19 protein-coding genes are annotated in these 23,632 nt (G+C 74.0%); 4 read left to right on the top strand and 15 right to left on the bottom strand.

Annotated elements, in window-relative coordinates; translation table 11 throughout:
* On the bottom strand, positions 1–1,157 hold a 1,157-nt coding region (locus ACI8AX_RS12375), incomplete at its 3' end, for a PucR family transcriptional regulator ligand-binding domain-containing protein (RefSeq protein WP_456550118.1).
* A 144-nt stretch (positions 1,158–1,301) separates the two neighbouring features.
* On the opposite strand from ACI8AX_RS12375, the gene gabT reads away from it, so the two are divergent.
* On the top strand, positions 1,302–2,681 hold the full coding sequence (gabT, locus tag ACI8AX_RS12380; protein ID WP_456550119.1) for a 4-aminobutyrate--2-oxoglutarate transaminase: 1,380 nt from the start codon (positions 1,302–1,304) through the stop codon (positions 2,679–2,681).
* Positions 2,682–2,715: 34 nt separating this feature from the next.
* On the opposite strand, the gene ACI8AX_RS12385 is transcribed toward gabT, so the two are convergent.
* Positions 2,716–3,924: a saccharopine dehydrogenase C-terminal domain-containing protein gene (locus ACI8AX_RS12385; RefSeq protein ID WP_456550120.1), complete on the bottom strand. Its 1,209-nt coding sequence runs from the start codon at positions 3,922–3,924 to the stop codon at positions 2,716–2,718.
* A 107-nt stretch (positions 3,925–4,031) separates the two neighbouring features.
* On the opposite strand from ACI8AX_RS12385, the gene ACI8AX_RS12390 reads away from it, so the two are divergent.
* A complete protein-coding gene (locus ACI8AX_RS12390; RefSeq protein ID WP_456550121.1) occupies positions 4,032–5,540 on the top strand; it encodes an APC family permease in 1,509 nt (502 codons plus the stop codon).
* Positions 5,537–5,962 carry a universal stress protein gene (locus ACI8AX_RS12395; protein ID WP_456550122.1) on the top strand — a complete coding sequence of 142 codons (426 nt, stop codon included), beginning with the start codon at positions 5,537–5,539 and terminating at the stop codon, positions 5,960–5,962. The genes ACI8AX_RS12390 and ACI8AX_RS12395 overlap by 4 nt, the downstream gene beginning before the upstream one ends.
* A gap of 44 nt (positions 5,963–6,006) precedes the next feature.
* Here the strand turns inward: ACI8AX_RS12395 and ACI8AX_RS12400 are convergent, their stop codons facing one another.
* Complete coding sequence (locus ACI8AX_RS12400) at positions 6,007–7,395, bottom strand: aspartate aminotransferase family protein (protein ID WP_456550123.1); 1,389 nt, start codon at positions 7,393–7,395, stop codon at positions 6,007–6,009.
* Between the two features lie 142 nt (positions 7,396–7,537).
* Here ACI8AX_RS12400 and ACI8AX_RS12405 point away from each other — a divergent pair, with 142 nt between their 5' ends.
* Positions 7,538–8,038 carry an Lrp/AsnC family transcriptional regulator gene (locus ACI8AX_RS12405; RefSeq protein WP_456550124.1) on the top strand — a complete coding sequence of 167 codons (501 nt, stop codon included), beginning with the start codon at positions 7,538–7,540 and terminating at the stop codon, positions 8,036–8,038.
* Positions 8,039–8,066: 28 nt separating this feature from the next.
* On the opposite strand, the gene ACI8AX_RS12410 is transcribed toward ACI8AX_RS12405, so the two are convergent.
* From ACI8AX_RS12410 to ACI8AX_RS12465, 12 genes are all read right to left on the bottom strand, one after another.
* The gene (locus ACI8AX_RS12410) at positions 8,067–10,007 is read right to left on the bottom strand and encodes a primary-amine oxidase (protein ID WP_456550125.1); all 1,941 of its coding nucleotides are present in this window, start codon (positions 10,005–10,007) and stop codon (positions 8,067–8,069) included.
* A complete protein-coding gene (gene speB / locus ACI8AX_RS12415) occupies positions 10,004–11,044 on the bottom strand; it encodes an agmatinase (RefSeq protein WP_456550126.1) in 1,041 nt (346 codons plus the stop codon). Before speB ends, ACI8AX_RS12410 begins: the two co-directional genes overlap by 4 nt.
* Positions 11,045–11,195: 151 nt before the next feature.
* Positions 11,196–12,110, bottom strand: coding sequence for an SDR family NAD(P)-dependent oxidoreductase (locus ACI8AX_RS12420; RefSeq protein ID WP_456550127.1), 915 nt, complete (start codon positions 12,108–12,110; stop codon positions 11,196–11,198).
* 284 nt (positions 12,111–12,394) lie between these two features.
* A complete protein-coding gene (locus ACI8AX_RS12425; RefSeq protein WP_456550128.1) occupies positions 12,395–13,312 on the bottom strand; it encodes an LLM class flavin-dependent oxidoreductase in 918 nt (305 codons plus the stop codon).
* A 54-nt stretch (positions 13,313–13,366) separates the two neighbouring features.
* Positions 13,367–13,885: a gamma carbonic anhydrase family protein gene (locus tag ACI8AX_RS12430; protein ID WP_456550129.1), complete on the bottom strand. Its 519-nt coding sequence runs from the start codon at positions 13,883–13,885 to the stop codon at positions 13,367–13,369.
* Positions 13,882–14,211 carry a ferredoxin gene (gene fdxA, locus ACI8AX_RS12435; RefSeq protein WP_456550130.1) on the bottom strand — a complete coding sequence of 110 codons (330 nt, stop codon included), beginning with the start codon at positions 14,209–14,211 and terminating at the stop codon, positions 13,882–13,884. The genes ACI8AX_RS12430 and fdxA overlap by 4 nt, the downstream gene beginning before the upstream one ends.
* A gap of 33 nt (positions 14,212–14,244) precedes the next feature.
* Complete coding sequence (locus ACI8AX_RS12440) at positions 14,245–15,312, bottom strand: NAD(P)/FAD-dependent oxidoreductase (RefSeq protein ID WP_456550131.1); 1,068 nt, start codon at positions 15,310–15,312, stop codon at positions 14,245–14,247.
* A complete protein-coding gene (locus ACI8AX_RS12445) occupies positions 15,309–17,030 on the bottom strand; it encodes a benzoate-CoA ligase family protein (protein ID WP_456550132.1) in 1,722 nt (573 codons plus the stop codon). Before ACI8AX_RS12445 ends, ACI8AX_RS12440 begins: the two co-directional genes overlap by 4 nt.
* 99 nt (positions 17,031–17,129) lie before the next feature.
* A complete protein-coding gene (gene boxB, locus ACI8AX_RS12450) occupies positions 17,130–18,611 on the bottom strand; it encodes a benzoyl-CoA 2,3-epoxidase subunit BoxB (protein WP_456550133.1) in 1,482 nt (493 codons plus the stop codon).
* 3 nt (positions 18,612–18,614) lie between these two features.
* The gene (gene boxC, locus ACI8AX_RS12455) at positions 18,615–20,345 is read right to left on the bottom strand and encodes a 2,3-epoxybenzoyl-CoA dihydrolase (protein WP_456550134.1); all 1,731 of its coding nucleotides are present in this window, start codon (positions 20,343–20,345) and stop codon (positions 18,615–18,617) included.
* A 333-nt stretch (positions 20,346–20,678) separates the two neighbouring features.
* On the bottom strand, positions 20,679–22,130 hold the full coding sequence (locus tag ACI8AX_RS12460; protein ID WP_456550135.1) for a glutamine synthetase family protein: 1,452 nt from the start codon (positions 22,128–22,130) through the stop codon (positions 20,679–20,681).
* A gap of 76 nt (positions 22,131–22,206) precedes the next feature.
* Positions 22,207–23,622 carry a Rieske 2Fe-2S domain-containing protein gene (locus ACI8AX_RS12465; RefSeq protein ID WP_456550136.1) on the bottom strand — a complete coding sequence of 472 codons (1,416 nt, stop codon included), beginning with the start codon at positions 23,620–23,622 and terminating at the stop codon, positions 22,207–22,209.
* Between the last annotated feature and the right edge of the window lie 10 nt (positions 23,623–23,632).

The raw sequence follows: 23,632 nt of genomic DNA on the forward strand, positions 1-23,632 counted from the left end.
CCCCCCCCCCCCCCCCCCCCCCCCCCCCCCCCCCCCCCCCCCCCCCCCCCCCCCCCCCCCCCCCCCCCCCCCCCCCCCCCCCCCCGGCGCCGCCCCCCCCCCCCCCCCCCCCCCCCCCCCCCCCCCGGCACCAGGACGACCAGGGCGTCGTCCACCCGTGCGGACAGGACGGGCTCGCGGCCGGAGGCCGCGGCGTCGGCGGCGACGTCGACGGCGGACGCCTGCTGGTCCGCGCCGCCCAGCAGCGCCAGGACCGCCACCGGCTCGGACGGCAGCGCCTCACCGAGCGCCCCGGCGACCGAGCCGGCCGCGGCCGGCTGCCCGGACAGCAGGAGCTGCAGGATCGCCGCGCGCAGCGCCGCGGTGCCGCTGTCGAGTGCTCGCGACTGCTCCATCCGCAGGGTCAGCAGCAGCGCGGCGGCGTTGACCACGTGCCGGTCGCCGGGGGACAGGGGTTCCGGACGTCCGACGGCGAGCAGGCCCCGCACCCGGGGACCGGTGCCCAGCGACTGCACCACGACGGTCTCCCCGGGCTGGGTCAGCGCGGCACCCGCGGGCGGCCGGGCGGCGCGCAGCCGCTCGACCGTCGCCGTCAGGTCCCCGGCGCGCGCCCGGGCCGAGGGGGGCGACGCCTCCAGCGGTGCTCCGGCGGCGTCCAGCAGCAGCGCCCAGCCGGACAGGGACCGGGCGAGCCGGTCGAGCACGGCGCCGGGGCCGCCGGGGGCCACCGCGGCACGGGTCAGCTCCCGCTGCACCGCGGCGGTCCGGCTCACGGACGCGTACTCCTCGGCCGCCAGCGCGCGGGAGACCGCGCGCGAGAGGGCGATGAACGGTGTCTGGCGGGGCACCTCGAGCACCGCCAGCCCGGCCTCGTCGGCCGCCGCGACCAGCTCGCCGGGGACGCGCGCGTGGGTGAGGCCGGTGCCCAGGCCGAGCGCGACCACACCGGCGCCGGCCAGCCGGCGCACGTAGTCCGGGGCGTCCCCCGGCGTCAGGGAGAGGCCGGTGGTGAGCAGCAGCTCGCCGCCCTCGAGGAAGGGCGTCGGATCGGCGAGCTCGCTGACGTGCACCCACGACAGGGGACGGTCCACCGTCGCGGTGCGCGTGTGCAGCGTCAGCTCCAGCGACGCGGTCCCCAGCAGGACCGCGACGGTCATCGGCACGGGCATCCCCTCGACGAAGTGGACACCGGGGTGGGTCCGAGGTGCCGATCCGGACGGTACCGGCGGAGCGGCGCGGCCCCCAGGCTGGAGGCGGGACCTCCCCGGCGCGGGGAGGTCGGCGTCCGCGAGGAGACAGCGATGACCGACCTGCTCACCGACACCGGCACCAGCACCGGCACCAGCACCGGCAGCATCGCCCAGGAGCGGCGGCTGGTCACCGAGATCCCCGGCCCCCGCTCCCGCGAGCTCGCCGCCCGCCGCTCGGCCGCGGTGACCTCCGCGGTCGGCAGCGTCCTGCCGGTCTACGTGGAGCGTGCCGCCGGGGGTGTGGTCGTCGACGTCGACGGGAACTCCTTCATCGACCTCGGCTCGGGCATCGCCGTCACGAACGTCGGGCACGCCGCGCCCGAGGTCGTCGCCGCCGTCCAGGCGCAGGTCGCGGCGTTCACCCACACGTGCTTCATGGTCGGGCCCTACGAGGGCTACGTCGCCGTCGCCGAGGAACTCGACCGGCTCACCCCTGGGGGCCACGAGAAGCGGTCGGCGCTGTTCAACTCCGGCGCGGAGGCCGTGGAGAACGCGGTCAAGGTGGCGCGCGTGGCCACCGGCCGGTCGGCGGTCGTCGTCTTCGACCACGCCTACCACGGGCGCACCAACCTCACGATGGCGCTGACGGCGAAGAACATGCCCTACAAGAACGGCTTCGGGCCGTTCGCCGGCGAGGTCTACCGCGTGCCGATGTCCTACCCGTACCGCGACGCACCGGGCACGACCGGCGCGCAGGCCGCGGCGCGGGCGCTGGACCTGGTCGAGACGCAGATCGGCGCCCACAACGTGGCCGCCGTCCTGATCGAGCCGATCCAGGGCGAGGGCGGCTTCGTCGTCCCGGCGCCGGGCTTCCTGCCGGCGCTGGCCGAGTGGTGCGCGCGCTCGGGTGCGGTCCTCGTCGCCGACGAGGTGCAGACCGGCTTCTGCCGGACCGGCGCCTGGTTCGCCGCCGAGCACGAGGGCGTCGTCCCCGACCTGGTCACCACGGCCAAGGGGATCGCCGGGGGGCTGCCGCTGGCCGGCCTGACGGGCCGGGCCGACCTGATGGACGCCGTGCACACCGGTGGGCTGGGCGGCACCTACGGCGGGAACCCGGTCGCCTGCGCCGCCGCGCTGGCCAGCATCCGCACCATGCAGGAGCTGGACCTCAACGCCGCGGCACGGGCGATCGAGGCCACCATGCTGCCGCGGCTGCGGGCGCTGCAGGAGCGCACCGGGGTGGTCGGCGACGTCCGGGGGCGGGGCGCGATGCTGGCCGTGGAACTGGTGCGCCCGGGGACCGACGAGCCCGACGCCGCGCTGACCACCGCCGTCTCCAAGGCCTGCCACGCCGAGGGAGTCATCGCCCTGACGGCGGGCACGCACGGCAACGTGCTGCGGTTCCTGCCCCCGCTGGTCATCGGGCAGGACCTGCTCGGCGAGGCGCTCGACGTCCTCGACGCCGCCTTCGACGCGCACGCGGCCGGGTGAGCCCCGCGGGGCGTGGGGAGCAGGGGGGCCGTCCTCAGCCGCCCTCGCGCATCCCCCAGGGCGAGCCGTAGGCGGTCAGCAGGTCCAGGAAGGGCACGGCGTCGAAGGCCTCCGGGCCCAGGACGCCGCTGCCCTGCCACCGGCCGGTCGCGAGCAGCTCGAGGGCCACCACCGGGTTGACCGCGGTCTGCCACACCACGGCCTGCGAGCCGTACTCGGCCATCGACCAGGCGTTGTCGACGACGTGGTACAGGTAGACCTGCCGGGGCCGGCCGTCGGTGCCGGTGCCGCTCACCCACAGGCCGGCGCAGGTCTTCCCCGACATGAGCTCGCCGAGCGAGGCCGGGTCGGGCAGGGCCGCGGCGACCAGGTCCCGCGGCGCGACCTCGACGTCGCCGACGCGGACCGGCGTGGTGGAGTCCAGGCCGGTCTCGTGCAGCACGCGGAGCACCTCGATGACGTGCGAGCCCAGGCCGTACTTGAAGGTGACCCGGCGGGCGTCGACCCAGCGCGGCATGAGGAGCACCTCCTCGTGCTCCACGTTGACGCACTCGACGGGGCCGATGCCCTCGGGGAACTCGAAGACCTCCGGCTCGCTGAAGGGCTCGGTGGTGTACCAGCCCCGGTCCCGCTCCCACACGACCGGCGGGTTCAGGCACTCCTCGATGGTGGTCCAGATGTTGAACGACGGCGCGAACCCGTGCCCGCGCACGGTCAGGTCGGCCCCGTCCCGGACGCCGAGCTCGTCGATCTCGGAGAACAGGTGGTCGGCGGCGTAGCGGGCGAACACGTCGGACAGGCCCGGTTCCACGCCCATGCCGACCAGGGCCAGCCGCCCCGCCGCCTCCCACTCGGGGGCCAGCGCGAACTGCTCGTCGCCGAGCTTGACGCCGGTCTCCTCGTACGGGCGCTCCGGGTGGGGGCGCGACAGCGACATGGCCATGTCCAGGTAGTCGACGCCGGCGGCGAGGGACGCGCGGAACAGCGGCATGACGAACCGCGGGTCGGTCGCGTTGAGCACGACCTCGCAGCGGTGCTCGGCGATCAGGGCCCGGACGCCCGCCTCGTCCGAGGCGTCGACGCGGGCGGCGACGAAGCGCGGGTCCCCGGCCGCGGCGACGGCCTTCTCGGCACGGGCGGGGTCGAAGTCGGCGACGACCAGCGTCTCGACGAAGTCGCGGCGCGCCGCAATGGTCGCCACGGCACTGCCGACACCGCCGGCGCCGACCAGCAGGATGCGCATCTCCACCTCCACGGGAGGCACCACCCTAGCGACGACTTCCGTCGTTCCGGCAGGTTTTCGACCTCAGAACCCTTGTCGAACGGCCCGCCAACTGCCATAACCGTCGCATGAAGCCGGACCGCCCCGATGTCGGGGTCCGTCCCGGGGAGGAGGCGACCCTCCGACCCGGGGCCATCGGGTTCCTCGACGCCCTCGTGATCGGACTGGCCTCCACCTCGCCGGCGTACTCGCTCGCCGCGATCATCGGCGCCCTGGTGGCGCTCACCGGGGTCAACGCGCCCGGCGTGCTGCTGGCCTCCTTCGTGCCGATGCTGCTGATCGCGTCGGCCTTCGCCGCCCTCAACCGGGTCGATCCCGACTGCGGGACGACGTTCTCGTGGGTCACCCGGGCGATGGGGCCGTGGGCCGGCTGGATCGGCGGCTGGGCGATCGCGATGACCGGTGTCCTGATCATCGGGTCGCTGGCCAACGTGGGCGTCGTCTTCACGCTGCGCACGCTGAACCTGGACTCGCTGGCCGAGAACACCGCGCTCGTGCTCGCGCTGACCGTCGCGCTGATCCTGCTCATGACGTGGATCTGCGTGCTGGGGACCGAGCTGTCGGCGCGGCTGCAGAACGCGCTGATCCTCGCCCAGACCGTCGCCCTGCTGGTGTTCGCGGCGGTCGCGATCTACCGGGGGGTCAGCGGGGACAGTCCGCTGGGCGGCCTCGACCCGAGCTGGGACTGGCTCAACCCCTTCGGCGCCGGCGGTGCCGCGCTCTCCGGCGGGCTGCTGCTCGGTGTCTTCGCCTACTGGGGCTGGGAGTCGGCGGTGAACCTCACCGAGGAGACCCGCGACTCCACCTCGACGCCGGGCCGCGCCGCGATCGTCTCCACCGTGGTCCTGCTCGTCACCTACGTGGCCGTCGCGATCGCCGTCCTCGCCTTCGCGGGCACCGACTACCTCGCCGACAACGCGGGCGAGGAGGAGGCCATCTTCGCCCTGCTCTCCACCGAGGTGATGGGCGGCTGGGACTGGGTCGTCCTCCTGTCGGTGGCCACGGCCGCGATCGCGTCCACCCAGACCACCATCCTCCCGGCGTCGCGGACCGGGCTGTCGATGGCCCGGCGGCACGCGCTGCCCCGCCGCTTCGGGCACATCTCCCCGCGCCACCGCACGCCCGACGTCTCCACCTGGTGGGTCGGCGTCATCGCCAGCGTCTGGTTCGTCGCCGTCAGCCTGCTCAGCGAGAACGCGCTGTTCGACTCGATCACCGCGCTGTCGCTGCTGATCGCCTTCTACTACGCGCTGACCGGCATCGCCTGCGCCGTGTACCACCGCCGGCAGCTGACGCGCAGCGTCTCGGCGTTCCTGCTCATCGGGGTCGGCCCCCTGGTGGGGGCCGGCCTGCTGATCTGGCTGCTGGCGCTGTCGATCCGCGACCTCGCCGACCCGGCGAACTCCTACACCGGCCAGGCCTGGCTGGGGGTGGGCCCCCCGCTGGTGATCGGCCTGGGGATCTTCGTGCTGGGGCTGGTGCTGATGGTCGTGTGGCGGACCCGGGACAGCCGGTACTGGCAGGAGCGGCCCGGGATCGCCGGCGACCGCATCGAGGTGGACGAGGACCTGCGGTGAGCATCGTGCTGGGGTACGACGAGTCGCCGGGGTCCCGCCCGGCGCTGGCCATGGCGATCTCGCTGGCCGCGCGCTTCGACGAGCCGCTCGTCCTCGTGTACGGCGTCGAGCCGCCCGGTGGCCTCGGGGAGGAGTTCCAGGCCCACCAGCGGGCACTCGCCGAGATGGGGCGGACGGCGGTGTCGCACGCGGTCGCGGAGGCCGAGGCGGCCGGTGTGCGGACCGTCGTCGAGGTGCTGTCGCAGAAGCCGGCCCAGGCGCTGATCGAGGCCGCGCACCGGCACGACGGCCGGGTCATCGTCGTCGGCACCCGCGGGGAGAGCCCCCTGCGCGGCGCCGTCCTCGGCTCGGTGTCGCACAAGCTGCTGCACCTGTCCGACCGCCCGGTGCTGTGCGTGCCGGCGGCGGAGGACGAGTCCTAGCGGTTGCCGACGACGGCACCTCCGGGCAGGGCCCCGGCGAGGGGTCAGAGCCTGGCCCACGCCTCGGTGAGGACGCCGCGGAGGACCTGCTCCATCTCGTCGAACTCCGCCTGCCCGCAGATCAGCGGGGGAGCGAGCTGGATGACCGGGTCCCCGCGGTCGTCGGCCCGGCAGTACAGGCCGGCCTCGAACAGCGCGCCGGAGAGGAACCCGCGCAGCAGCCGCTCCGACTCGTCGGCGTCGAAGGTCTCCTTCGTGGCGCGGTCCTTGACCAGCTCGATGCCGTAGAAGTACCCGTCGCCGCGCACGTCCCCCACGATCGGCAGGTCCAGCAGCCGCTCGAGGGTGGCCCGGAAGGCGGCCTCGTGGGCGAGCACCCGCTCGCCGAGCCGCTCCTCCTCCATGAGGTCGAGGTTGGCCAGCGCCACCGCGCAGCTGACCGGGTGGCCGCCGAACGTGTAGCCGTGCGCGAAGGAGGCCGTCTCGCGCAGGAACGGCTCGACGACGCGGCTGGTGGCGATCATCGCGCCGATCGGGGAGTAGCCCGAGGTCATGCCCTTGGCGCAGGTGATCATGTCCGGCACGTACCCGAGCTTCTCGCAGGCGAAGGTCGTCCCCAGCCGGCCGAAGGCGCAGATCACCTCGTCGCTGACGAGCAGCACGTCGTGGCGGTCGCAGATCTCGCGGACCCGCGCGAAGTAACCCGGCGGCGGCGGGAAGCAGCCGCCGGCGTTCTGCACCGGCTCCAGGAAGACGGCGGCGACGGTCTCGGGGCCCTCGAAGAGGATCGCCTGCTCGATCTGGTCGGCGGCCCAGCGGCCGAACGCCTCGGGGTCGTCCCCGAACAGCGGCGCCCGGTACCGGTTGGTGTTCGGCACCCGGATGCTGCCGGGGACCAGCGGCTCGAAGGCCTGCTTGAGCGCGGGGATCCCGGTGATGGACAGCGCGCCGTGGGTGGTCCCGTGATAGGCGACCGCCCGGCTGATCACCTTGGTCTTCTGGGGCCTGCCGGTGAGCTTGAAGTACTGCTTGGCCACCTTCCACGCCGTCTCGACGGCCTCGCTGCCGCCGGTGGTGAAGAAGACCCGGTCCAGGTCGCCGGGGGCCGCGGCCGCCAGCCGCTGCGAGAGCTCGATCGCGGCCGGGTGGGCGTAGGACCACAGCGGGAAGAACGCGAGCTCCCCGGCCTGGCGGGCGGCCGCCTCGGCCAGGACCCGGCGCCCGTGCCCGGCCTGGACGACGAACAGCCCGGCGAGCCCGTCGAGGTAGCGGCGGCCCCGGTCGTCGTAGATCGACGCGCCCTCGCCGCGGACGATCACCGGAGGCGGGGTGTCCCGGTAGGCGCCCATGCGGGAGAAGTGCAGCCAGAGGTTCGCGGTCGCGTCCGCACCGACGGGCCGGGCGGTCGTGACGTCCTGCTCGGTCGTGGTCATGGCTTCGGATCCCGTCGTCGGCAAGGCATGAGACGAGCCGAATCGTACGTGGAGGGGTGTTCGCCGGACCAGACCGGCAGTCGACGGTGCTGGCTACGATCGGGGGCCCGGATCCGCCGGGGACGAACGGGGAGAGGCTGGGATGAGCATCCGCCGGCAGTTCGCGCTGGACGACGTCTCACGGGCGATCATCGAGCAGCTCCAGGAGGACGGCCGCCGTCCCTACGCCCGCATCGCCTCCGCGGTGGGACTGTCCGAGGCCGCCGTCCGGCAGCGCGTACAGCGGCTGCTGGACGCGGGCGTCATGCAGATCGTCGGGGTCACCGACCCGCTGCAGGTCGGCTTCTCGCGGCAGGCGATGGTGGGCGTGCGGACCACCGGCGACCCCCGGGCCGCGGCCGACCGGATCGCCGAGTTCCCCGAGGTCGACTACGTCGTCATCACGGCGGGGTCGGTGGACCTCCTGGTCGAGGTGGTCTGCGAGGACGACGACCAGCTGCTCGACGTCGTCGCCCGCATCCGCGCCGTCGACGGGGTGGAGTCCACCGAGACGCACCTGTACCTGGCCCTGGCGAAGCAGACCTACGCCTGGGGCACGCGCGGCCCCCAGGGCCCGCCGGCCGGCGGGGCGCCCGGGCTCTGAGACCCCGCGGCCGGCAGGGCGGCCCCGCTCAGTGGCAGTGGCCCGGGGCCGGCGGCACGTCGAGGGCCGGGTTGCGGTCGAAGAAGCCCACCGGCTTGAGCTCGAAGGACACCGTGTCCACCGGCATGACCGGCCAGTCCTCGGGCCGCGGCACGTGGTGGATGCCGAAGACGTGCCAGAGCACGACGTCGGTGTCGACGAGGGGGCGGTCGGCCTCCTGCCAGACCGGCAGGCCGGCGTCGCGCCGGCTCTGGTTGCAGAACTCGCCGGCGGGCCAGCGCTCGTCCTCGGCGAACCGGCTCACCCACACCGGGTGGTCGATCACCTGCGCCCGCTGCCGGAAGGGCGCGTCCGGGTGGGCCAGCGACGGGAGCGCCGAGGTCGGGTACAGCTTGTAGCCCGGCGCCGTCCCCAGCCGGTTGGGCCGGGTCCGGTTGACGACCGCGAACGACCGCTGGCTGGCGAAGTCGAGGTCCAGGCGGCCCTGGGCCTCGCTCTCGACGGCACGGCTGCGGGTGACGAGGGCGAGCCCGTACGGGTTCTCCTCGGTCACCGGCAGCGCCTCGCTCTCGGTGACGACGACGGTGTTCTCGGGCCCGTCGACCTCCATGTCGAGGCGGGCCACGATGAAGTGCTGGTGGATCGGCGCGTAGGTGCGCTCGTCCACGACCGTGCCGTACGGCGGCGGGTCGCCCTCGTAGGCGCTGGTCACCATGATCCCGGTCGCCCGGACCTCGCACTGGATCGTGCCGTCCTGGTAGAAGCGCCAGTAGGTCAGGTACTCGTAGTTGGCGACCGTGGCGTGGAACGAGACGACCATGCGGCGGGACCGGCGCACCTCGGCGCCGGCGTGCTCGTCGACGTGCTTCCACAGCACGCCGTCGTCCTCCTCGTGGAGGCAGATGGCGTTCCTGATCGTGTACGGCTCGCCGCGGCTGTCGTGCAGGACGGCGTCGACGTAGGTGATGTCGCCCAGGCAGTCGCAGCCCAGCTCCAGCGACGTGGTCATGAAGCCCAGGCCCCACTCGCCGATGTCGAAGGCGGTGCGCCGGTGGTGGTCGGGGCTGGGGTCGCGGTAGGGCACGACCATCTCGGCGAACGACATCCGGTGCGCCACCGGGCGCCCGTCGTAGGCGACCCGGTGGAGCACCAGGCCCTCGCGGTGGTTGAAGCCCAGCCGCATCGTCCACCCCTGCCAGCGCAGCTCGGAGCCGTCGAGGGCGAAGGACACGCCGTCCGGCTGGGTGATCTCCAGGGACCGGACGTCGGTGCGCTGCTGCAGGCCGGGCACCAGCGAGGGCACGTACTCGCCCATGACGGCGGGCTGCGCCGGCGGCGGGGTGTCCTCGACCTGCAGCAGCTCCATCGTGTTGAGGTCGACGACGAAGTGCAGGCCCATGACGGGGTTGGCGTAGGGGTTGCCGCCGGGGACCGAGCGCCGCCACACGTCGGTCCAGCCGACCCGGCGGTCCTGGAGGCCCTGGGGGATCAGCGAGTGGCCGTAGGCCCAGGTGTCGATGAGCACCAGGTCGAGGTCGGTGATGCCCCGGTTCGCCAGCGCCGCGACGACGTCCGGGTGCCGGATCAGCACCTCGTGCGCCTCGTGCCACTCGTCGAGGGTCATGTTGGCCTGCTGCCCGGGCACCGCCTCCCAGGACAGGACGGCGTCGTCGGTGAGGGACACGACCGCCTTGTACGGCGTCCCCTCGTCGCGGCTCCAGACCGTCGCCCGGGCCTCGCGGGGGACCGGGTCGCCGGGACGGAACGCGCGGACGGCGTCCTTGGCCGGCTCGCGCAGCTCGATCGAGGCGAACCGCCAGCGCTCGTCGACCCCCCGGTCCCGGCGCAGGATCGCGGCGGTGGCCCGGAACTCGTCCGCGGTCAGCGGGTCGAGCGGGTGCGGCGTGCCGGCGGGGGCCGGGCGGCCGGCGCTGCCGGAGCCGTGGCAGGACGGCGCGGCCTCGGTCATGAGGGGTCCTCCGGGGCGGTGTCGGGGCGGTGGGCGAGCAGGGGGAGAAAGGGGTCCCAGCGGGTGCCGTCCCGCGCGTCCCGGCGGCGCCGCGCGATGGCCGACAGCGCCTCCAGGACCACCCGGTTGGCCAGGGCGGCGGTGATGTCGGCGTGGTCGTAGGGCGGGCTGACCTCGACGACGTCGACGCCGACGACGGGCAGTTCCAGGCAGGTGCGGCGCACGGAGTCCAGCAGCTGGCGGGCGGTCAGCCCCCCGGGCTCCGGGGTGCCGGTGCCGGGGGCGTGCCCGGGGTCGCAGACGTCGATGTCGACGGAGAGGAAGACGCCGTCGCACTCGTCGGTGGCGATGCCGAAGGCCTCGGTCAGGCACTCCTCGAGGCCGCGGTGGACGATCTCGGTCATCTCGTAGGAGCGCATCCGCTGCGCCGCCATCCAGTCCAGCGTCTCCGGCGGCGGCCAGTAGCCGCGCAGGCCGATCTGCAGGAACCGGTCGCCGCGCAGCGCGCCGGACTCGATCAGCCGGCGCATCGGCTGACCGTGTCCCCACAGCGAGCCGAACTCGATGTCGCCGGTGTCGGCGTGCGCGTCGAAGTGGATCATCGAGACGCGGCCGTGACCCAGCACGTTGGCCACGCCCTTGGCGTCGGGGAAGGCGATCGAGTGGTCGCCGCCGAGCACGACGGGGACGGCGCCGGCGCGGGCCACCGCCTCCACCGCGGCCTCGAGCGCCGGCAGCGCCGTCTCGATGTCCCCGGAGTACATCTCGACGTCGCCGGCGTCGAGCACCCGGAGGTCCCGGAGTCCGTCGGTGCGCAGCGCCAGGCTCGGCCGCGACCCGTCGTGCGGCAGGTAGTCGGTCATCCGGATCGCCTGCGGGCCGAAGCGGGTGCCCGGCCGGTGCGAGGTGCCGCCGTCGAAGGGGGCGCCGAGCACGACCACGTCCGCCCCGGCGTAGGACGCCGGGTCGTCGAGGTCGCAGCGATCGACGCCGAGGTAGGTGATGTCGGGCCCGTACTGGGCGCCGTAGCGCGTCATCGCGTCGGAGGTCCGATCGGTCGGGCGGTCCGCATGGCCGGAGGGTACGGCTGCCATGCTGACGACTCGATCGGTGGTGTCAAGGCGTCTCGGCGACCGTTCCGGTCGCCGAGACGCGGGGCCACCCCGGTTCCGGTGGGTGGCGTCGGGCTCAGGTCCGTTCGCCGCGGGCCATGCCGAGGAACTTGGTGAACTGGGCCGGCCCGTTCTCCAGGACGTCGACGTAGCCGCCGGCGCGGATCTCGTCCCAGTGCGCCCGGACGTCCTCGGGCCGGGCGTCGCGGCCGAGGAACACGCCCTTCGTCTCGGGGATCTCGCTGACGGAGAAGGCGCCGCCGCCGGCGTTGAGGATGACGCCGTTGGGGGCGTCCTCGCCGACCAGGAACAGGACTCCGGCGGTCACCGACTCCGGGGGCAGGTCCTCGGCGTCGGCCTGGTCGCCGATGATCGTCCCCTCGGTCATGCGCGAGCGGGCGACCGGGACGATGGTGTTGGTGCGGACCCCCTTGGCGGCGCCCTCGATGGCCAGGACCTTCATGAGCCCGAGGACGGCGGCCTTGGCGGTGGCGTAGCCGGCCTGGCCGAAGTTGCCGTAGGTGCCGTTCTGCGAGGACGTGAACAGGACGCGGCCGTAGCCCTGGTCGCGCATCAGCGGCCAGACGGCGTGGGTGCAGCGCAGGGACCCGGTCAGGTGGACGTCGAGGACGGCGAGCACGTCGTCGAGGTCGACCTTGTGGAACGAGCGGTCGCGCAGGATGCCGGCGTTGTTGACCAGGATGTCGACCCGGCCGAACGCGTCGAGGGTGGCGTCGACCATCGCCTGCACCCCGGCGGGGTCGGTGACGCTGGCGCGGTCGGCGATCGCCTCGCCGCCGGCGGCGCGGATCTCGGCCACGACGCTGCCGGCCGCGTCCTCCTCGCCGGCGCCGCCGTCCACCGCCGACCCGGGGTCGTTCACCACGACCCTGGCGCCGCGCTGCGCGAGCGCCAGGGCGTAGCTGCGCCCCAGCCCGCGTCCGGCGCCGGTGATGACCGCCACCCGGTCGGTGAAGTCGTCGGACGTCATGTCACTCCTCGTGCCGAGATGTCGGCCCGCGCTGCGGCGGACCGGGACAGATGCTGCCCGACCCGGGACCGGGCCGGTCCCGGGCGCGGGCCCGTCCGTGTCGTTCCCGCCCGCGCGGGAGGCACTCACCGGCTCCTCCCCGAGCCGGCGCCGCCCTCCTCGCGCTGCGGCGGGCCTCCCGGTGGACCGGCGCCGTCACCAGGACGCCGGTCTGTGCAGAAGGTGCCCTCGTCCGGGTGCGCAGGACCCGCTCGGTCCCCGCGAGCGCAGCGGGTCCTGGGCCCTCACGAGGGAGGCCGGACGCGGGGGAGGACTGCCGACGTGAACGTGTCGACGATCTGGCGACGCCGGTCCCCGTCGCCCACGGGGGAGAAGACCAGCGTCTCCGCTCCGGCGTCGGCGTACTCCCGCGCCCGCGCGGCCACCCGGTCGGGATCGCCGTGGAGCAGGTACCTGTCGGCCAGGCGGGTGAAGTCCTGCCGGTAGACGGCGCTGACCCCGTCGACCACCTCCTGCCGGGCACGTGCCCCATCCGGGTCGACGCCGCCCCAGCAGAAGACCGAGCCGCGGACGGTCGCCGGGTCCCGGCCGGCCGCCTCGGCGGCCGCCCGCACCTCGGCGAGGCTCCTCGCCACCTGCTCGGGCGTGTACATGTACGGCATCCACACGTCGGCGAAGCGGCCGGCACGACGGATCGCGGCCGGGCTCCGCCCACCGAGCCAGATCGGTGGGCCACCGGGCTGCACCACGCCGGGGTCGAGCGCGAGCCCGGGCACCCGGGTGAACCTCCCGTCGAAGTCGACGGGACCGCCGCGCCACAGCCGCTGCACCAGCGTCAGGGCCTCGTCCGTGCGGGCACCGCGCTGGGTGACGTCGACGCCGGCCGCGACGAACTCCGGCGGGTACTCGCCGCCCACGCCGACGCCCATGTCGAAGCGGCCGCCCGAGACCTGGTCCAGCGTGGTGGCCAGCTTGGCGGCGAGCGCGGCGGGATAGAGGGGGAGGACGGTGAGGGAGCTGAGCAGCCGGATGCGGCTCGTGGCGCCCGCGGCCGCGGCGAGGGACACGAAGCCGTTGTTGTGCGGAGAGTGGAAGAACAGGTGCTCCCCGGTGGCGAGGCCGTCGTAGCCCGCGGCCTCCGCGGCGCGCGCCTCGGTCGCGACGGCGCGGCCGTCGGAGCTCAGGGTCAGGAAGACCCGCATCCGGCTCCCCTCTCCGGGACGGTGGCGGCTGCGGCACCGGCGGCGCGGCCGGGCTCAGCCGACGCGGGTCAGCCCCGCCCGGTACCGGCGCGCGTTCTCGACGTAGAGCGCGACCGCCTCCTCCACCCACGGGCCGGTGCCGGCGCCCTCGCGGATGCGGGCGGGCACGCCGAGGGCGCGGCAGTCCGGTGGCACGGTGGTGCCCTCGGGCACCAGCGCCCCGGCACCGACCAGGGCGCCGTCGCCGACGACCACCCGGTTCATGACGACCGACTGGGACCCGATGAGGCAGCGGTCGCCGATCGTGCAGCCCTCGAGGTGGGCGAGGTGGCCGACGACGCAGTCGGCACCCACGACGGTCGGCCACTCCTCGGTGGTGTGCAGGACCGTGCCGTCCTGGACGGACGTGCGCGCGCCGATCCGGATGTCGCCGTAGTCCCCGCGGAGGACCGCCTGGGGCCAGATGCTGACCTCGGGCCCCAGCTCGACCCGGCCGATGACGGTGGCGTCGGGGTGCACCCACGCGGTGGGGTGCACGACCGGCGCGACGCCGTCGAGGGCCCAGAGCGTCATGCGCCGGCGACGAGCTCGGTGTCCACGCCGATCTTGCCGACCTTGGACGCGCCGCCCGGGCTGCCCAGCGGTTCGTCGCGGCCGGGCAGCGGCTCGACGAAGAAGCGCCGGTTGTCGGCGATGTGCGGCTCGTTCTCCTCGCTCACCCGGCGGTCCTGCGAGATGGCCTCGACCGGGCACACGGGCTCGCAGGCGCCGCAGTCGATGCACTCCTTGGGGTTGATGTACAGCTTGCGGTCGCCCTCGTAGATGCAGTCGACCGGGCACTCGTCCACGCAGGACATGTCCGTGGTGTCGATGCACTCGGAGCCGATGACGTAGGGCACGGGGGATCTCCTCGCGAAGCGGTGTGCGGGCGGTCAGGCGGCGGCCGCGCCGATGCCGGCGGGGTCGTCGCTGCTGTGCCCGGGGAACAGGGGCTGGTCCGGGTCGAGGTAGGTCGCGGCGTTGTTCACGGCCGTGGCGGCCTCCCCGAACCCCACGGCGATCAAACGGACCTTGCCGGGGTACTCGGTGATGTCCCCGGCGGAGTAGACACCCGGGACGGTGGTGCGCATGGCGGTGTCGACGAGGATCTTCCGGTCGGCGATGTCGATGCCCCAGCGCTCCAGCGGGCCGATGTCGGCGGTGAAGCCGAGCGCGGCGATCACCGCGTGCGCCGGGTACGGGGTGACGGTGCCGTCCTTGTGCCTGACGTGCACCGTGTGCAGGCGCCGGTCGTCGCCCTCGAGGTGGCTGACCTGGGCGTCGGTGACGATCGTCGTCGGGCCGGCCTCCATGTCGGCGACGTTGGCCGCGTGCGCGCGGAAGGCCTTGCGGCGGTGCACCAGGGTGACCGAGCCCGCGATGCCGCTCAGCGCCAGGGCCCAGTCCACGGCGCTGTCGCCGCCGCCGACGATGACGACGTCCTGGCCCTCGTGGGTCGCCAGTTCCCTGACCACGTAGGTCAGGCCGCGGCCCTCCCACGCGTCGCCGCCGGGCAGCGGGCGGGGGGTGAAGGTGCCGATCCCGCCGGTGACCACGACCGCGCCGCAGTGCACGCGGGTGCCCTTGTCGGTGGTCACCACGAGCCGGTCACCCGCGCGCGGGGTGGCCCCGGCCTCGTTGGTCAGCGTCTCGGCGCGCTCGCCGAGGACGTAGACCGGGTCGAACCGCGCGGCCTGCTCCACGAGGTTGGCCACCAGGTCCCGGCCCTTGATCCCGGGGAAGCCGGCGACGTCGTAGATGGCCTTCTCCGGGTACAGCGCCGTCACCTGCCCGCCGGGCTCCGGGAGGCTGTCCACGACGGCGGTGCGCAGCCCGCGGAAGCCGGCGTAGTAGGCCGCGTACAGCCCGGCCGGTCCGGCGCCCACGACCAGCAGGTCGACCCGGACGTCGCGGCTGCCGGCGGTCCCGGTGGCGGTCGCAGCGGTGTCGGCGGCCGTCATGCGGGACTCCCGGAGGCGGAGGCGGAGGCGGAGGCGGTGGTGGTCAGGTCGGGCCGGACGGCGTCGGCGCGCGCGCTGCCGAGCCGTTCGATCGCGAGCTCGCGGACGCGGAAGCGCTGCAGCTTCCCGGTGGCCGTCTGCGGCAGCTCGTCGAAGACCAGGATGTTGCGGGGCCGCTTGAAGGCGGCCAGCCCGTCGCGGCAGAAGGCGACCAGCCCGTCGTCGGTGACGGTCGCGCCCGCGGCGAGCACGACGCAGGCCACCGGCTTGTCCAGCCCGGTCTCGTCCGGGACGGAGACGACGACGACCTGGCTGACCTCCGGGTGCGCGCGCAGCCGCTCCTCGACCTCGGTGGGGGAGACCCAGATGCCGCCGGCCTTGATGATGTCGTCGGTGCGGCCGAGCGAGGAGTAGTAGCCGTCGGCGCTGCGCACGTAGGTGTCGCCGGTGCGCACCCAGTCGCCCTGGAACACCCGTCGGGTGACGTCCATGCGCTGCCAGTAGCCGGTGGCCGCCGAGCTGCCCTTGACCCACAGGTTGCCCGGGGTGCCGTCGGGGACCGGGACGCCGTCGTCGTCGAGGATCTTGGCCTCGTAGCCCGCGACGATCTCGCCGGTCGCCCCGGCGCGGGTCCGGCCGGGCCGGCCGCTGATGAAGATGTGCAGCATCTCGGTCGAGCCGATGCCGTCGAGCATCTCCACCGAGAACATCGAGGTGAACCGCTCGAACAGCGGCGCGGGGAACGCCTCGCCGGCCGAGACGCAGGCCCGCACGCTGGCGAAGGCGTCGGCGGGCAGGCCGGCGTTGGCGAGCGCGGCGTAGAAGGTGGGGCCGGCGAAGAACAGGGTGGGCCGGTGCTCCTGGAGCACGCGCAGCGTGCCGGCGGGGCTCGGCCGCGACCGGTCGAGCACGGTGCTCGCGCCGACCGAGAAGGGGAACGTGAGCGTGTTGCCCAGGCCGTAGGCGAAGAAGAACTTCGCCACGGAGAAGGTCACGTCGTCCGGACCGATGGCCAGCACGTCGCGGGCGTAGGTCTCGGCGGTGTCCCGCAGCGAGCCGTGCCGGTGCATCGCGCCCTTGGGCTTGCCGGTGGTCCCGGAGGTGTAGAGCCAGAAGGCCGGCGAGTCGGCGACGGTCGGGTAGGGGGTCGCGACCTGCTCGAGGGCGTCCGCGCCGGCCGCCACGAAGGCGTCCCAGCTCCGCACCTGCACGCCGGGGACCTCGGGGAGGGTCCCCGGGGCCTCCGCCGGGGTGGAGAGGACGACGACGTCGGCGAGGTCGCGGTGCCCGGTCAGCCCCTCGGCCAGTCCGGCGAACTCCGAGCTCAGCACGACCAGCCGGGCGCGGCTGTCGCCGGCCAGGCCCGCGATGTCCTGCGGCTTGAGCATGGTGCTGACCGGGACCGGCACCGCACCGATCCGCAGCCCCGCCAGGAACGCGGTCAGCAGCTCCGGGGTGTCGCCCATGCAGAGCAGCAGCCGCTCCTCCGGCCGGACGCCGGAGGCGACGAGCGCGGCGGCGAACCGGGTGACGGCGTCGTCGAGCTCGCCGTAGCTGAGCGTCCGGACGCTGCCGTCCAGGTCGACGGCGGTGATGGCGCGCCGGTCGGGCGTCGCCCGGGCGTGCCGGGTGACCAGCCAGTCAGCGGCGTTGAACAGCTCGGGGCCGACGGCGACCACGGCCGGCGCCGGGGGTGGAGCGGTCTCGAGGGTGGCCACGGTGCACGTCCCTTCCTGCACGGAGGCGAGATCTGCACACTCGTCACCATCAGACGCTGACGGCGACGAGTGTGCAGATCTCGCCGGGGCGGAGTCCGCTCAGAAGCGGACGTAGTCGTACTCGACCGGCAGGGAGTTGATCCCGACCGACGGCGGTGCGATCCACCCGGCGAACTGACCGGGCTCGTGGCAGGGCTTCATCAGCTCGGCCACGCGGGCCCGGTCCTCGGCCGACGGCAGCCAGTCCGCGGCCCGCTGCTCCCAGGTGGCGGCGTCCAGGACCTCGCCGTCGGGGGACACGTGGTGCCCGGCGAAGGCGCCGACCTTCCGGTTGAAGCCCTGGTGGGGGAGGGTCAGCCGCTGCTCGAGGCCGGCCTCCTCCAGCGCCTGGTTCCAGCGCTTGACGCCGTTCTCGCAGTCGGCGGCGTACTCGTTGCGCAGGTCGAGGTTGAGCGCGGTGAGCATCGGCACCGTCTTGGTGGCCAGCCGGCCGTCCTCGATCACCGGCACGTCCATGGTCAGGTCGTGCAGCAGGTGGTCGTCCTTGCGGCGGGTCTCCATCCAGCGGCCCTTGAGGCCGGCGGTGTAGTACGCGGCCGCGTTCGACGACGTCTCGGCGCCGAAGAGGTCCATCGACACCGAGAACTGGAAGTTGAGGTACTTCTGGATGACCGACAGCGGGATGCCGCCGTGCTCCCAGATGTCGTCGGTGCCGTGCTCCTTCATCAGCTGCGCGGTGCGCTCCACCGTCCGCTGCACGCCGGTGGTGCCGACGAACATGTGGTGCGCCTCCTCCTTGAGCATGAACTCGCAGGTGCGCGCCAGGGGGTCGAAGCCGCTCTCCTTCAGCGTGCCGAGCTGGTACTTGCCGTCCCGGTCGGTGAAGTAGGTGAACATGAAGAACTGCAGCCAGTCGGTGGTGTCCTCGTTGAAGGCGCCGAGGATGCGCGGGCTGTCGTAGTCGCCGGAGTTGCGCTTGAGCAGCTGCTCGGCCTCCTCGCGGCCGTCCTTCCCGAAGTAGGCGTGCAGCAGGTAGACCATCGCCCACAGGTGACGGCCCTCCTCCACGTTCACCTGGAAGAGGTTGCGCATGTCGTAGAGCGACGGCGCGGTCGCGCCCAGGTGGCGCTGCTGCTCGACCGAGGCGGGCTCGGTGTCGCCCTGGACGACGATCAGCCGGCGCAGGTCCGAGCGGTACTCACCGGGGACCTCCTGCCAGGCCGGCTCGCCCTTGTGCTGGCCGAAGTTCACCTTGCGGTCGGGGTCGCGCTCGGCGAGGAAGATGCCCCACCGGTACTCCTCCATCGGCACCCGGTCGAAGTGCGCCCAGCCGTCGCGGCCGACGGCGACCGCGGTGCGCAGGTACACGTCCGAGGTCGGGATCGACGGCCCGAGGTTGCGCCACCAGTCGAGGAACTTGGGCTGCCAGCCCTCCAGCGCGCGCTGCAGCTTGCGGTCGCTGGCCAGGTCGACGTTGTTCGGGATCCGCTCGCTGTAGTCGATCTTCGACAGCGGGCCGGTCGGCTCAGGGGCGTCCCCGGTGACCGTGCCGGTCTGCGGTGTGCTCTCGGTGGTGGTCATGGCTCAGACCCGCTTCCTGTCGTAGTCGGCCCGCTTGCCGGTGCCGTAGCGGCGCAGTGCTCCTTCGGGGCCAGCGGCGTTGGGCCGCTGGAAGATCCAGTTCTGCCAGGCGGTGAGCCGGCCGAAGACCTTGGTCTCCGGCGTCTCCCGGCCGGCGAAGCGGAGGTTGGCCTCCATGCCGGTCAGCGCGTCGGGGGAGAAACTCGCCCGCTCCTCGATGGCCAGGCGGACCTCGTCCTCCCAGTCGATGTCGTCCGGGGTGGCGGTGACCAGGCCGAGCTCGGCGACGTCGGCGGCGAGCAGGTCGCGGCCCACCGCCGCCTCGGCCGCGGCCAGCTCCTCGGCGCTGCCGAGGAACCGGACCTGCAGCCGGGTCATGTCGTTGCCCATCGGCAGCAGGCCGGTGTTGAACTCGTCGAGGCGGACCACCGCCGGGGGCTTCGGGTCGTCGTCGTCCTCGAACTGGCCCTCGAGCATGTACTGGCGGTCGGCGGCGAAGGCGATCTCGGCGAGCGCGCCGACGAAGCAGCTGCCCGGCTCGATCAGCGCGAACAGGCTGCGCGAGGTGGTGTCCAGGCGCTTGGCCGTGCGCTTGTAGAAGCCGATCATCTCGTTGACCAGCCAGTGCCCGCGGTGGGCGAGCAGGAACTCGTCGTAGGCGGCGGCGAGCGCGGGGTCGCCCTCGGTGCGCAGCAGCCAGGTGCCCAGGGCCAGCTCGTTGGTGCGCAGGTGCAGGATCGTGTCGTCGAGCTGGCGGGTCATCGCCAGGAACCAGCCCGAGTCGCCCTGGCCCTGCAGCTCCTCCACCGAGGCGGGGACGGCGGTCGGGCCCAGCACCGTGATGGTCGCCGTCCCCGAGTCGCGGTCGAGGACGACGCGCACGTGCTCGTAGCGGAAGCCGTCGTCGGTGGTCTCGCGCTGCAGCGGGGTGAGCGCGACGCCCTGCGCGCCGGCCCCGGGCCGGGAGGAGCCGGCGGCGAGCTCGGCCGCCCGGCGCTGCACCTCGGCGTCGAAGTCGCGCGCCTTGGCGACGGCGTCGACCAGCCGCCACTGCACGGCGCGCTCGCCGCGGACGCCCTCGGCGGTGGTGGAGAAGATGTCGGCGAGGTCGCGGCGCACCCCGCGCTTGTCGACCACGCGGGTCAGGCCGCCGGTGCCGGGCAGCACCCCCAGCAGCGGGACCTCGGGCAGCGAGACGGCCGAGGAGTTGTCGTCGACCAGGACGATCTGCTCGCACGCCAGTGCGAGCTCGTAGCCGCCGCCGGCCGCCGTGCCGTTGACCGCCGCGACGAACGGCAGACCCGAGTTGCGGGTCGCGTCCTCGATGCCGTTGCGGGTCTCGTTGGTGAACTTGCAGAAGTTCACCTTCCAGCTGTGCGGCGAGGCGGCCAGCATCTTGATGTTGGCGCCGGCGCAGAACATGCGCTCCTTGCCGCTGGCGACGACGACGGCCTTGACCTCGGGGTGCTCGAAGCGCAGCCGCTGGACCGCGTCGTGCAGCTCGATGTCGACGCCCAGGTCGTAGCTGTTCATCTTCAGCTCGTAGCCGGGGACGAGGCCGCCGTTCTCGTCGACGTCGAGCGTCAGCGTGGCGATCTCGCCGTCGACCGACAGCCGCCAGTGCCGGTACTGCTCCGGCGAGGTCTGGAACGAGACCTCCACCGTCGCGGCCGGTTCGGCCACCGGGGCCGGGCCCTCCGCCGCCGTCGTCGAACGGTCTTCCAGCGTGGTCACGGTGCCTCCCAGGGGGACGGAGCAGGCGCAGGGGATCCCCGCAGGCCTCGTGCACCCATGGTGACGTGCTACACCATCCTGTGCAAGTGGGGAGGATCGTGTAGAGGTGTGTAGCGGGTCACCAGGGTGGCCCGGCTCGGCCGGTGGTGGCCGCGTGCGGCGCCGTCCCGGCAGGCCACGCCCTGCGGGGCAGGCCCGGGAGGCGGCGGCCTGACCAGCGTGGATGACCTCCGGCCCGGGAAGGCGGGCCGTCCACGAGCCCCCTCCGGGCGGGCGGCGCCGCGACCTGCCGGTGTCACGGTGTGTCGTGCGTCACTCGTGCTGCGGGCGGCCTCAGAACAGCAACAGGTACTCGCGCTGCTCCCAGTCGGTCACCGCGGCCTCGAAGCGGGCGACCTCCGCGCGCTTCACGCCGGCGTAGTGGTCGACCAGGGCCGGGCCCAGCAGGGCGCGGAGCTCGGTGTCCCCGTCCAGGGCGCGCACCGCCTCGGCCAGGCTGGTGGGCAGCCGCGGCGCCTCGGTGGCGTACGGCTGGTCGGCCGAGGGGCCGGGGTCCAGCGCGCGCTCCACCCCGTCGAGCCCGGCGACCAGCTGCGCCGCCATCGCCAGGTAGGGGTTCGCGGCCGGCTCGCCGGCGCGGTTCTCCACGTGCAGGTCCCCGCGCGCGGCGGAGCCGACCACGCGCAGCATCGCGGCGCGGTTGTCGTGCGCCCACAGCACCCGGTCGGGGGCCATGGAGTTGGGCTGGAACCGCTTGTAGCCGTTGACGGTGGGGACGGCGAAGACGCACCCCGCCCGGGCGTGCCGCAGCAGACCGCCCAGGTAGCCGGCGCCCACGGGAGAGAGCCCGTCGTCCTCGACGAAGGCGTTGCCCCCGTCGGGACGGACCAGCGACTGGTGCAGGTGCCAGCCGCTGGAGCACGCCTCGGGCAGCTGGGGCCGGCACATGAACGTGGCGAGCAGCCCGGCCCGCCGGGCGACCGCCCGGACGGCGGCGCGCAGCAGCACCATCGCGTCCGCGCTGCCCAGGCCGCGCAGCGGCGCGGTCGTGACCTCGACCTGGCCGGGGCCGAACTCCACCTCCACGGTGCGCAGCGGGAGGCCGAGGCGGCGCAGGGTACGGGCCAGGTCGGCCAGGAACGGCTCGAGGGCGTCGGCGCGGTCCTCGGAGAGCAGCTGGTAGCCGCGGTCCACCGGGGAGACGGCGGGCGCCCTGCCCGGGGCGCCGGGGCGGTTCACCTCCGCCGGGTCGAGCGGGCCGCCGAGCGGGTCCGGGCCGGCGTGCAGCAGGTGGAACTCCAGCTCCAGGCCGGTCACCAGCTCCAGGTCGCGGTCGGCGGCCCGGCCCAGCGCCGTCCGCAGCGCGCCGCGGGGGTCGAACGGCACGGGCCCGCCGTCCTTGAGCCGCAGGTCCGACAGCAGCCAGCCGGTGCGGCCGGCCCAGGGGAGCACGCGGAAGGTGGTGGGGTCGGGGACCATGACGACGTCCCCGGCACCGCCCATCCCGGCGACGCCCACCCCGCCGTCGGGGGCGAAGGCGCCGTAGACCGTGCGCCCGGAGGTGTCCTTCGACAGCAGCGTGCTCACGATCGGCAGGCCGGCGGCGAGGACGCCCGGCAGCTGGTCTGCCACGACGGTCTTGGCGCGGACCAGGCCGTGCAGGTCGACGAAGCCGACCCGCACGGTCTCCACCCGGTCGACGTCGACCCGTTCCACGAGCTCCCGGGCCGCGGCGCGCTCCTCCTCGCCCCACCCGCCGAACTCCTCGACGAACCCCGTCACCACGTCACCGGTCCGCTCGCGCGGGGCGCTGCGCTCCTCGCTCGCCTGCGCTCGCTGCGGTGTCCACGCCCCTGTCCGCTCACGGGCGGCGGCGGGGGGCGAGGACCGTCGGGTCCTCCGGCTCGACGTCCTCGGCGCGCACCCCGGCCGGCCCGGTGGTCAGCGCCGCGGTCCAGGCGCCGGCCCAGGGGCTCGCGGCGCGCAGCCGGGCGATCGCCTCGGCCCAGAAGGGCTCCCACGCGCCGGTGGGGCCGATGCCGTCGAGCGGGATGGGTCCGCGGCTCTCCACCTCGGCCTTGTCGTGCAGCAGCGTCTGCGGGTCACCGCCGGCCTCGACGGCGTCGATGGCGGCCATCAGCATCCGGCGGTAGGTGATGATCGCCTTGTCCGAGCGGCTGAGCTTCTCCCGCGTGCGGTCGTGGACCGGTCCCTGACCCTCGACGGCCATCTGGTCGTGCACGTTGATGTCCGGGCCGAGGCCGGTGTAGGTCGTCGTCCGCTGTTCCTCGGGGTCGAACCGGTAGTTGTTGGCCCGGTTCCGCACCGGCTTGTAGTCCGGCAGCGTGATCCCGTCGAGCCGCTGCGCGCGCATCGTCGCCTGGTCCACCGGCTCGTCGAGGCTGGTGAACATCGCGTACCAGTAGCAGGTGACGTCGTCGACGGGCACGTGCCACTGGGTGATCGCCATCGTCGACGACAGCGGGATGGTGATCCCGTGCGGGAACACCTGGTGGGTGATCCGCACGTGGGTGCGGCTGCCGTCCTCGCCGCCCTTGTCCAGGGTCCGCAACGCCACGATCCGCTGCCCGTAGTCGGTGCGGGCGTTGAGGATCTCCGGGCGGCCGTACTCCCGCAGGATCCGGGTCATCGGCAGGTCGGTGCCCAGGCTGGAGGAGCGGAACTGCTTGCCGTAGCTGTCGGCCGGGTCCTCGTCGACCTCGAAGCGGTGCAGGTAGGAGGCGTGCGCCGGGTCGATGCCCACCTCGAGCGCCTGCAGCCAGTTGCAGTCGAGGAACCCCTTGAAGGCGAAGGTGTACTCCTCCGGTGCGGCGAAGCAGTCCAGGGCGGGGAACTCCGGCGGCTCGCCCGGCCCCAGGTACCCCCAGACGACGCCGTTGCGCTCCTGCACCGGGTAGTGGCTGAAGCGGACCTTGGACGCCAGCGTGCTGTCCTCCGGCTCGGCCGGCGTCTCCAGGCAGCGCCCGTCGCCGGCCAGCAGCCAGCCGTGGAAGTAGCAGCGCAGCCCGCCGTCCTCCCGCCGGCCCAGGGCGAGGTCGGCGCCGCGGTGCGGGCAGCGGCGGTCGATGAGGCCCAGCCCGCCGTCGTCGTCCCGGAACAGGACCAGGTCCTCGCCCAGCACCCGGACCGGCACGACCGGCCGGTCGCCGGCGAGCTCCTCGGCGAGCGCCACGGGCTGCCAGTAGCGGCGCATGAACTCCCCGGCCGGCGTGCCCGGGCCGGTCCGGGTGATGCGGACGTTGTCCTCGGCGCGCACGGGTCGCCCC

This window comes from Blastococcus sp. SYSU D00813 (genome assembly GCF_054050735.1).

Coding starts and splice junctions, on each gene's coding strand:
- gabT (WP_456550119.1), top strand. CDS start 1,302: ATGACCGACCTGCTCACCGACACCGGCACCAGCACCGGCACCAGCACC.
- ACI8AX_RS12385 (WP_456550120.1), bottom strand. CDS start 3,924: ATGCGCATCCTGCTGGTCGGCGCCGGCGGTGTCGGCAGTGCCGTGGCG.
- ACI8AX_RS12390 (WP_456550121.1), top strand. CDS start 4,032: ATGAAGCCGGACCGCCCCGATGTCGGGGTCCGTCCCGGGGAGGAGGCG.
- ACI8AX_RS12400 (WP_456550123.1), bottom strand. CDS start 7,395: ATGACCACGACCGAGCAGGACGTCACGACCGCCCGGCCCGTCGGTGCG.
- ACI8AX_RS12405 (WP_456550124.1), top strand. CDS start 7,538: ATGAGCATCCGCCGGCAGTTCGCGCTGGACGACGTCTCACGGGCGATC.
- ACI8AX_RS12410 (WP_456550125.1), bottom strand. CDS start 10,007: ATGACCGAGGCCGCGCCGTCCTGCCACGGCTCCGGCAGCGCCGGCCGC.
- speB (WP_456550126.1), bottom strand. CDS start 11,044: ATGACGCGCTACGGCGCCCAGTACGGGCCCGACATCACCTACCTCGGC.
- ACI8AX_RS12420 (WP_456550127.1), bottom strand. CDS start 12,110: ATGACGTCCGACGACTTCACCGACCGGGTGGCGGTCATCACCGGCGCC.
- ACI8AX_RS12425 (WP_456550128.1), bottom strand. CDS start 13,312: ATGCGGGTCTTCCTGACCCTGAGCTCCGACGGCCGCGCCGTCGCGACC.
- ACI8AX_RS12430 (WP_456550129.1), bottom strand. CDS start 13,885: ATGACGCTCTGGGCCCTCGACGGCGTCGCGCCGGTCGTGCACCCCACC.
- ACI8AX_RS12440 (WP_456550131.1), bottom strand. CDS start 15,312: ATGACGGCCGCCGACACCGCTGCGACCGCCACCGGGACCGCCGGCAGC.
- boxB (WP_456550133.1), bottom strand. CDS start 18,611: ATGACCACCACCGAGAGCACACCGCAGACCGGCACGGTCACCGGGGAC.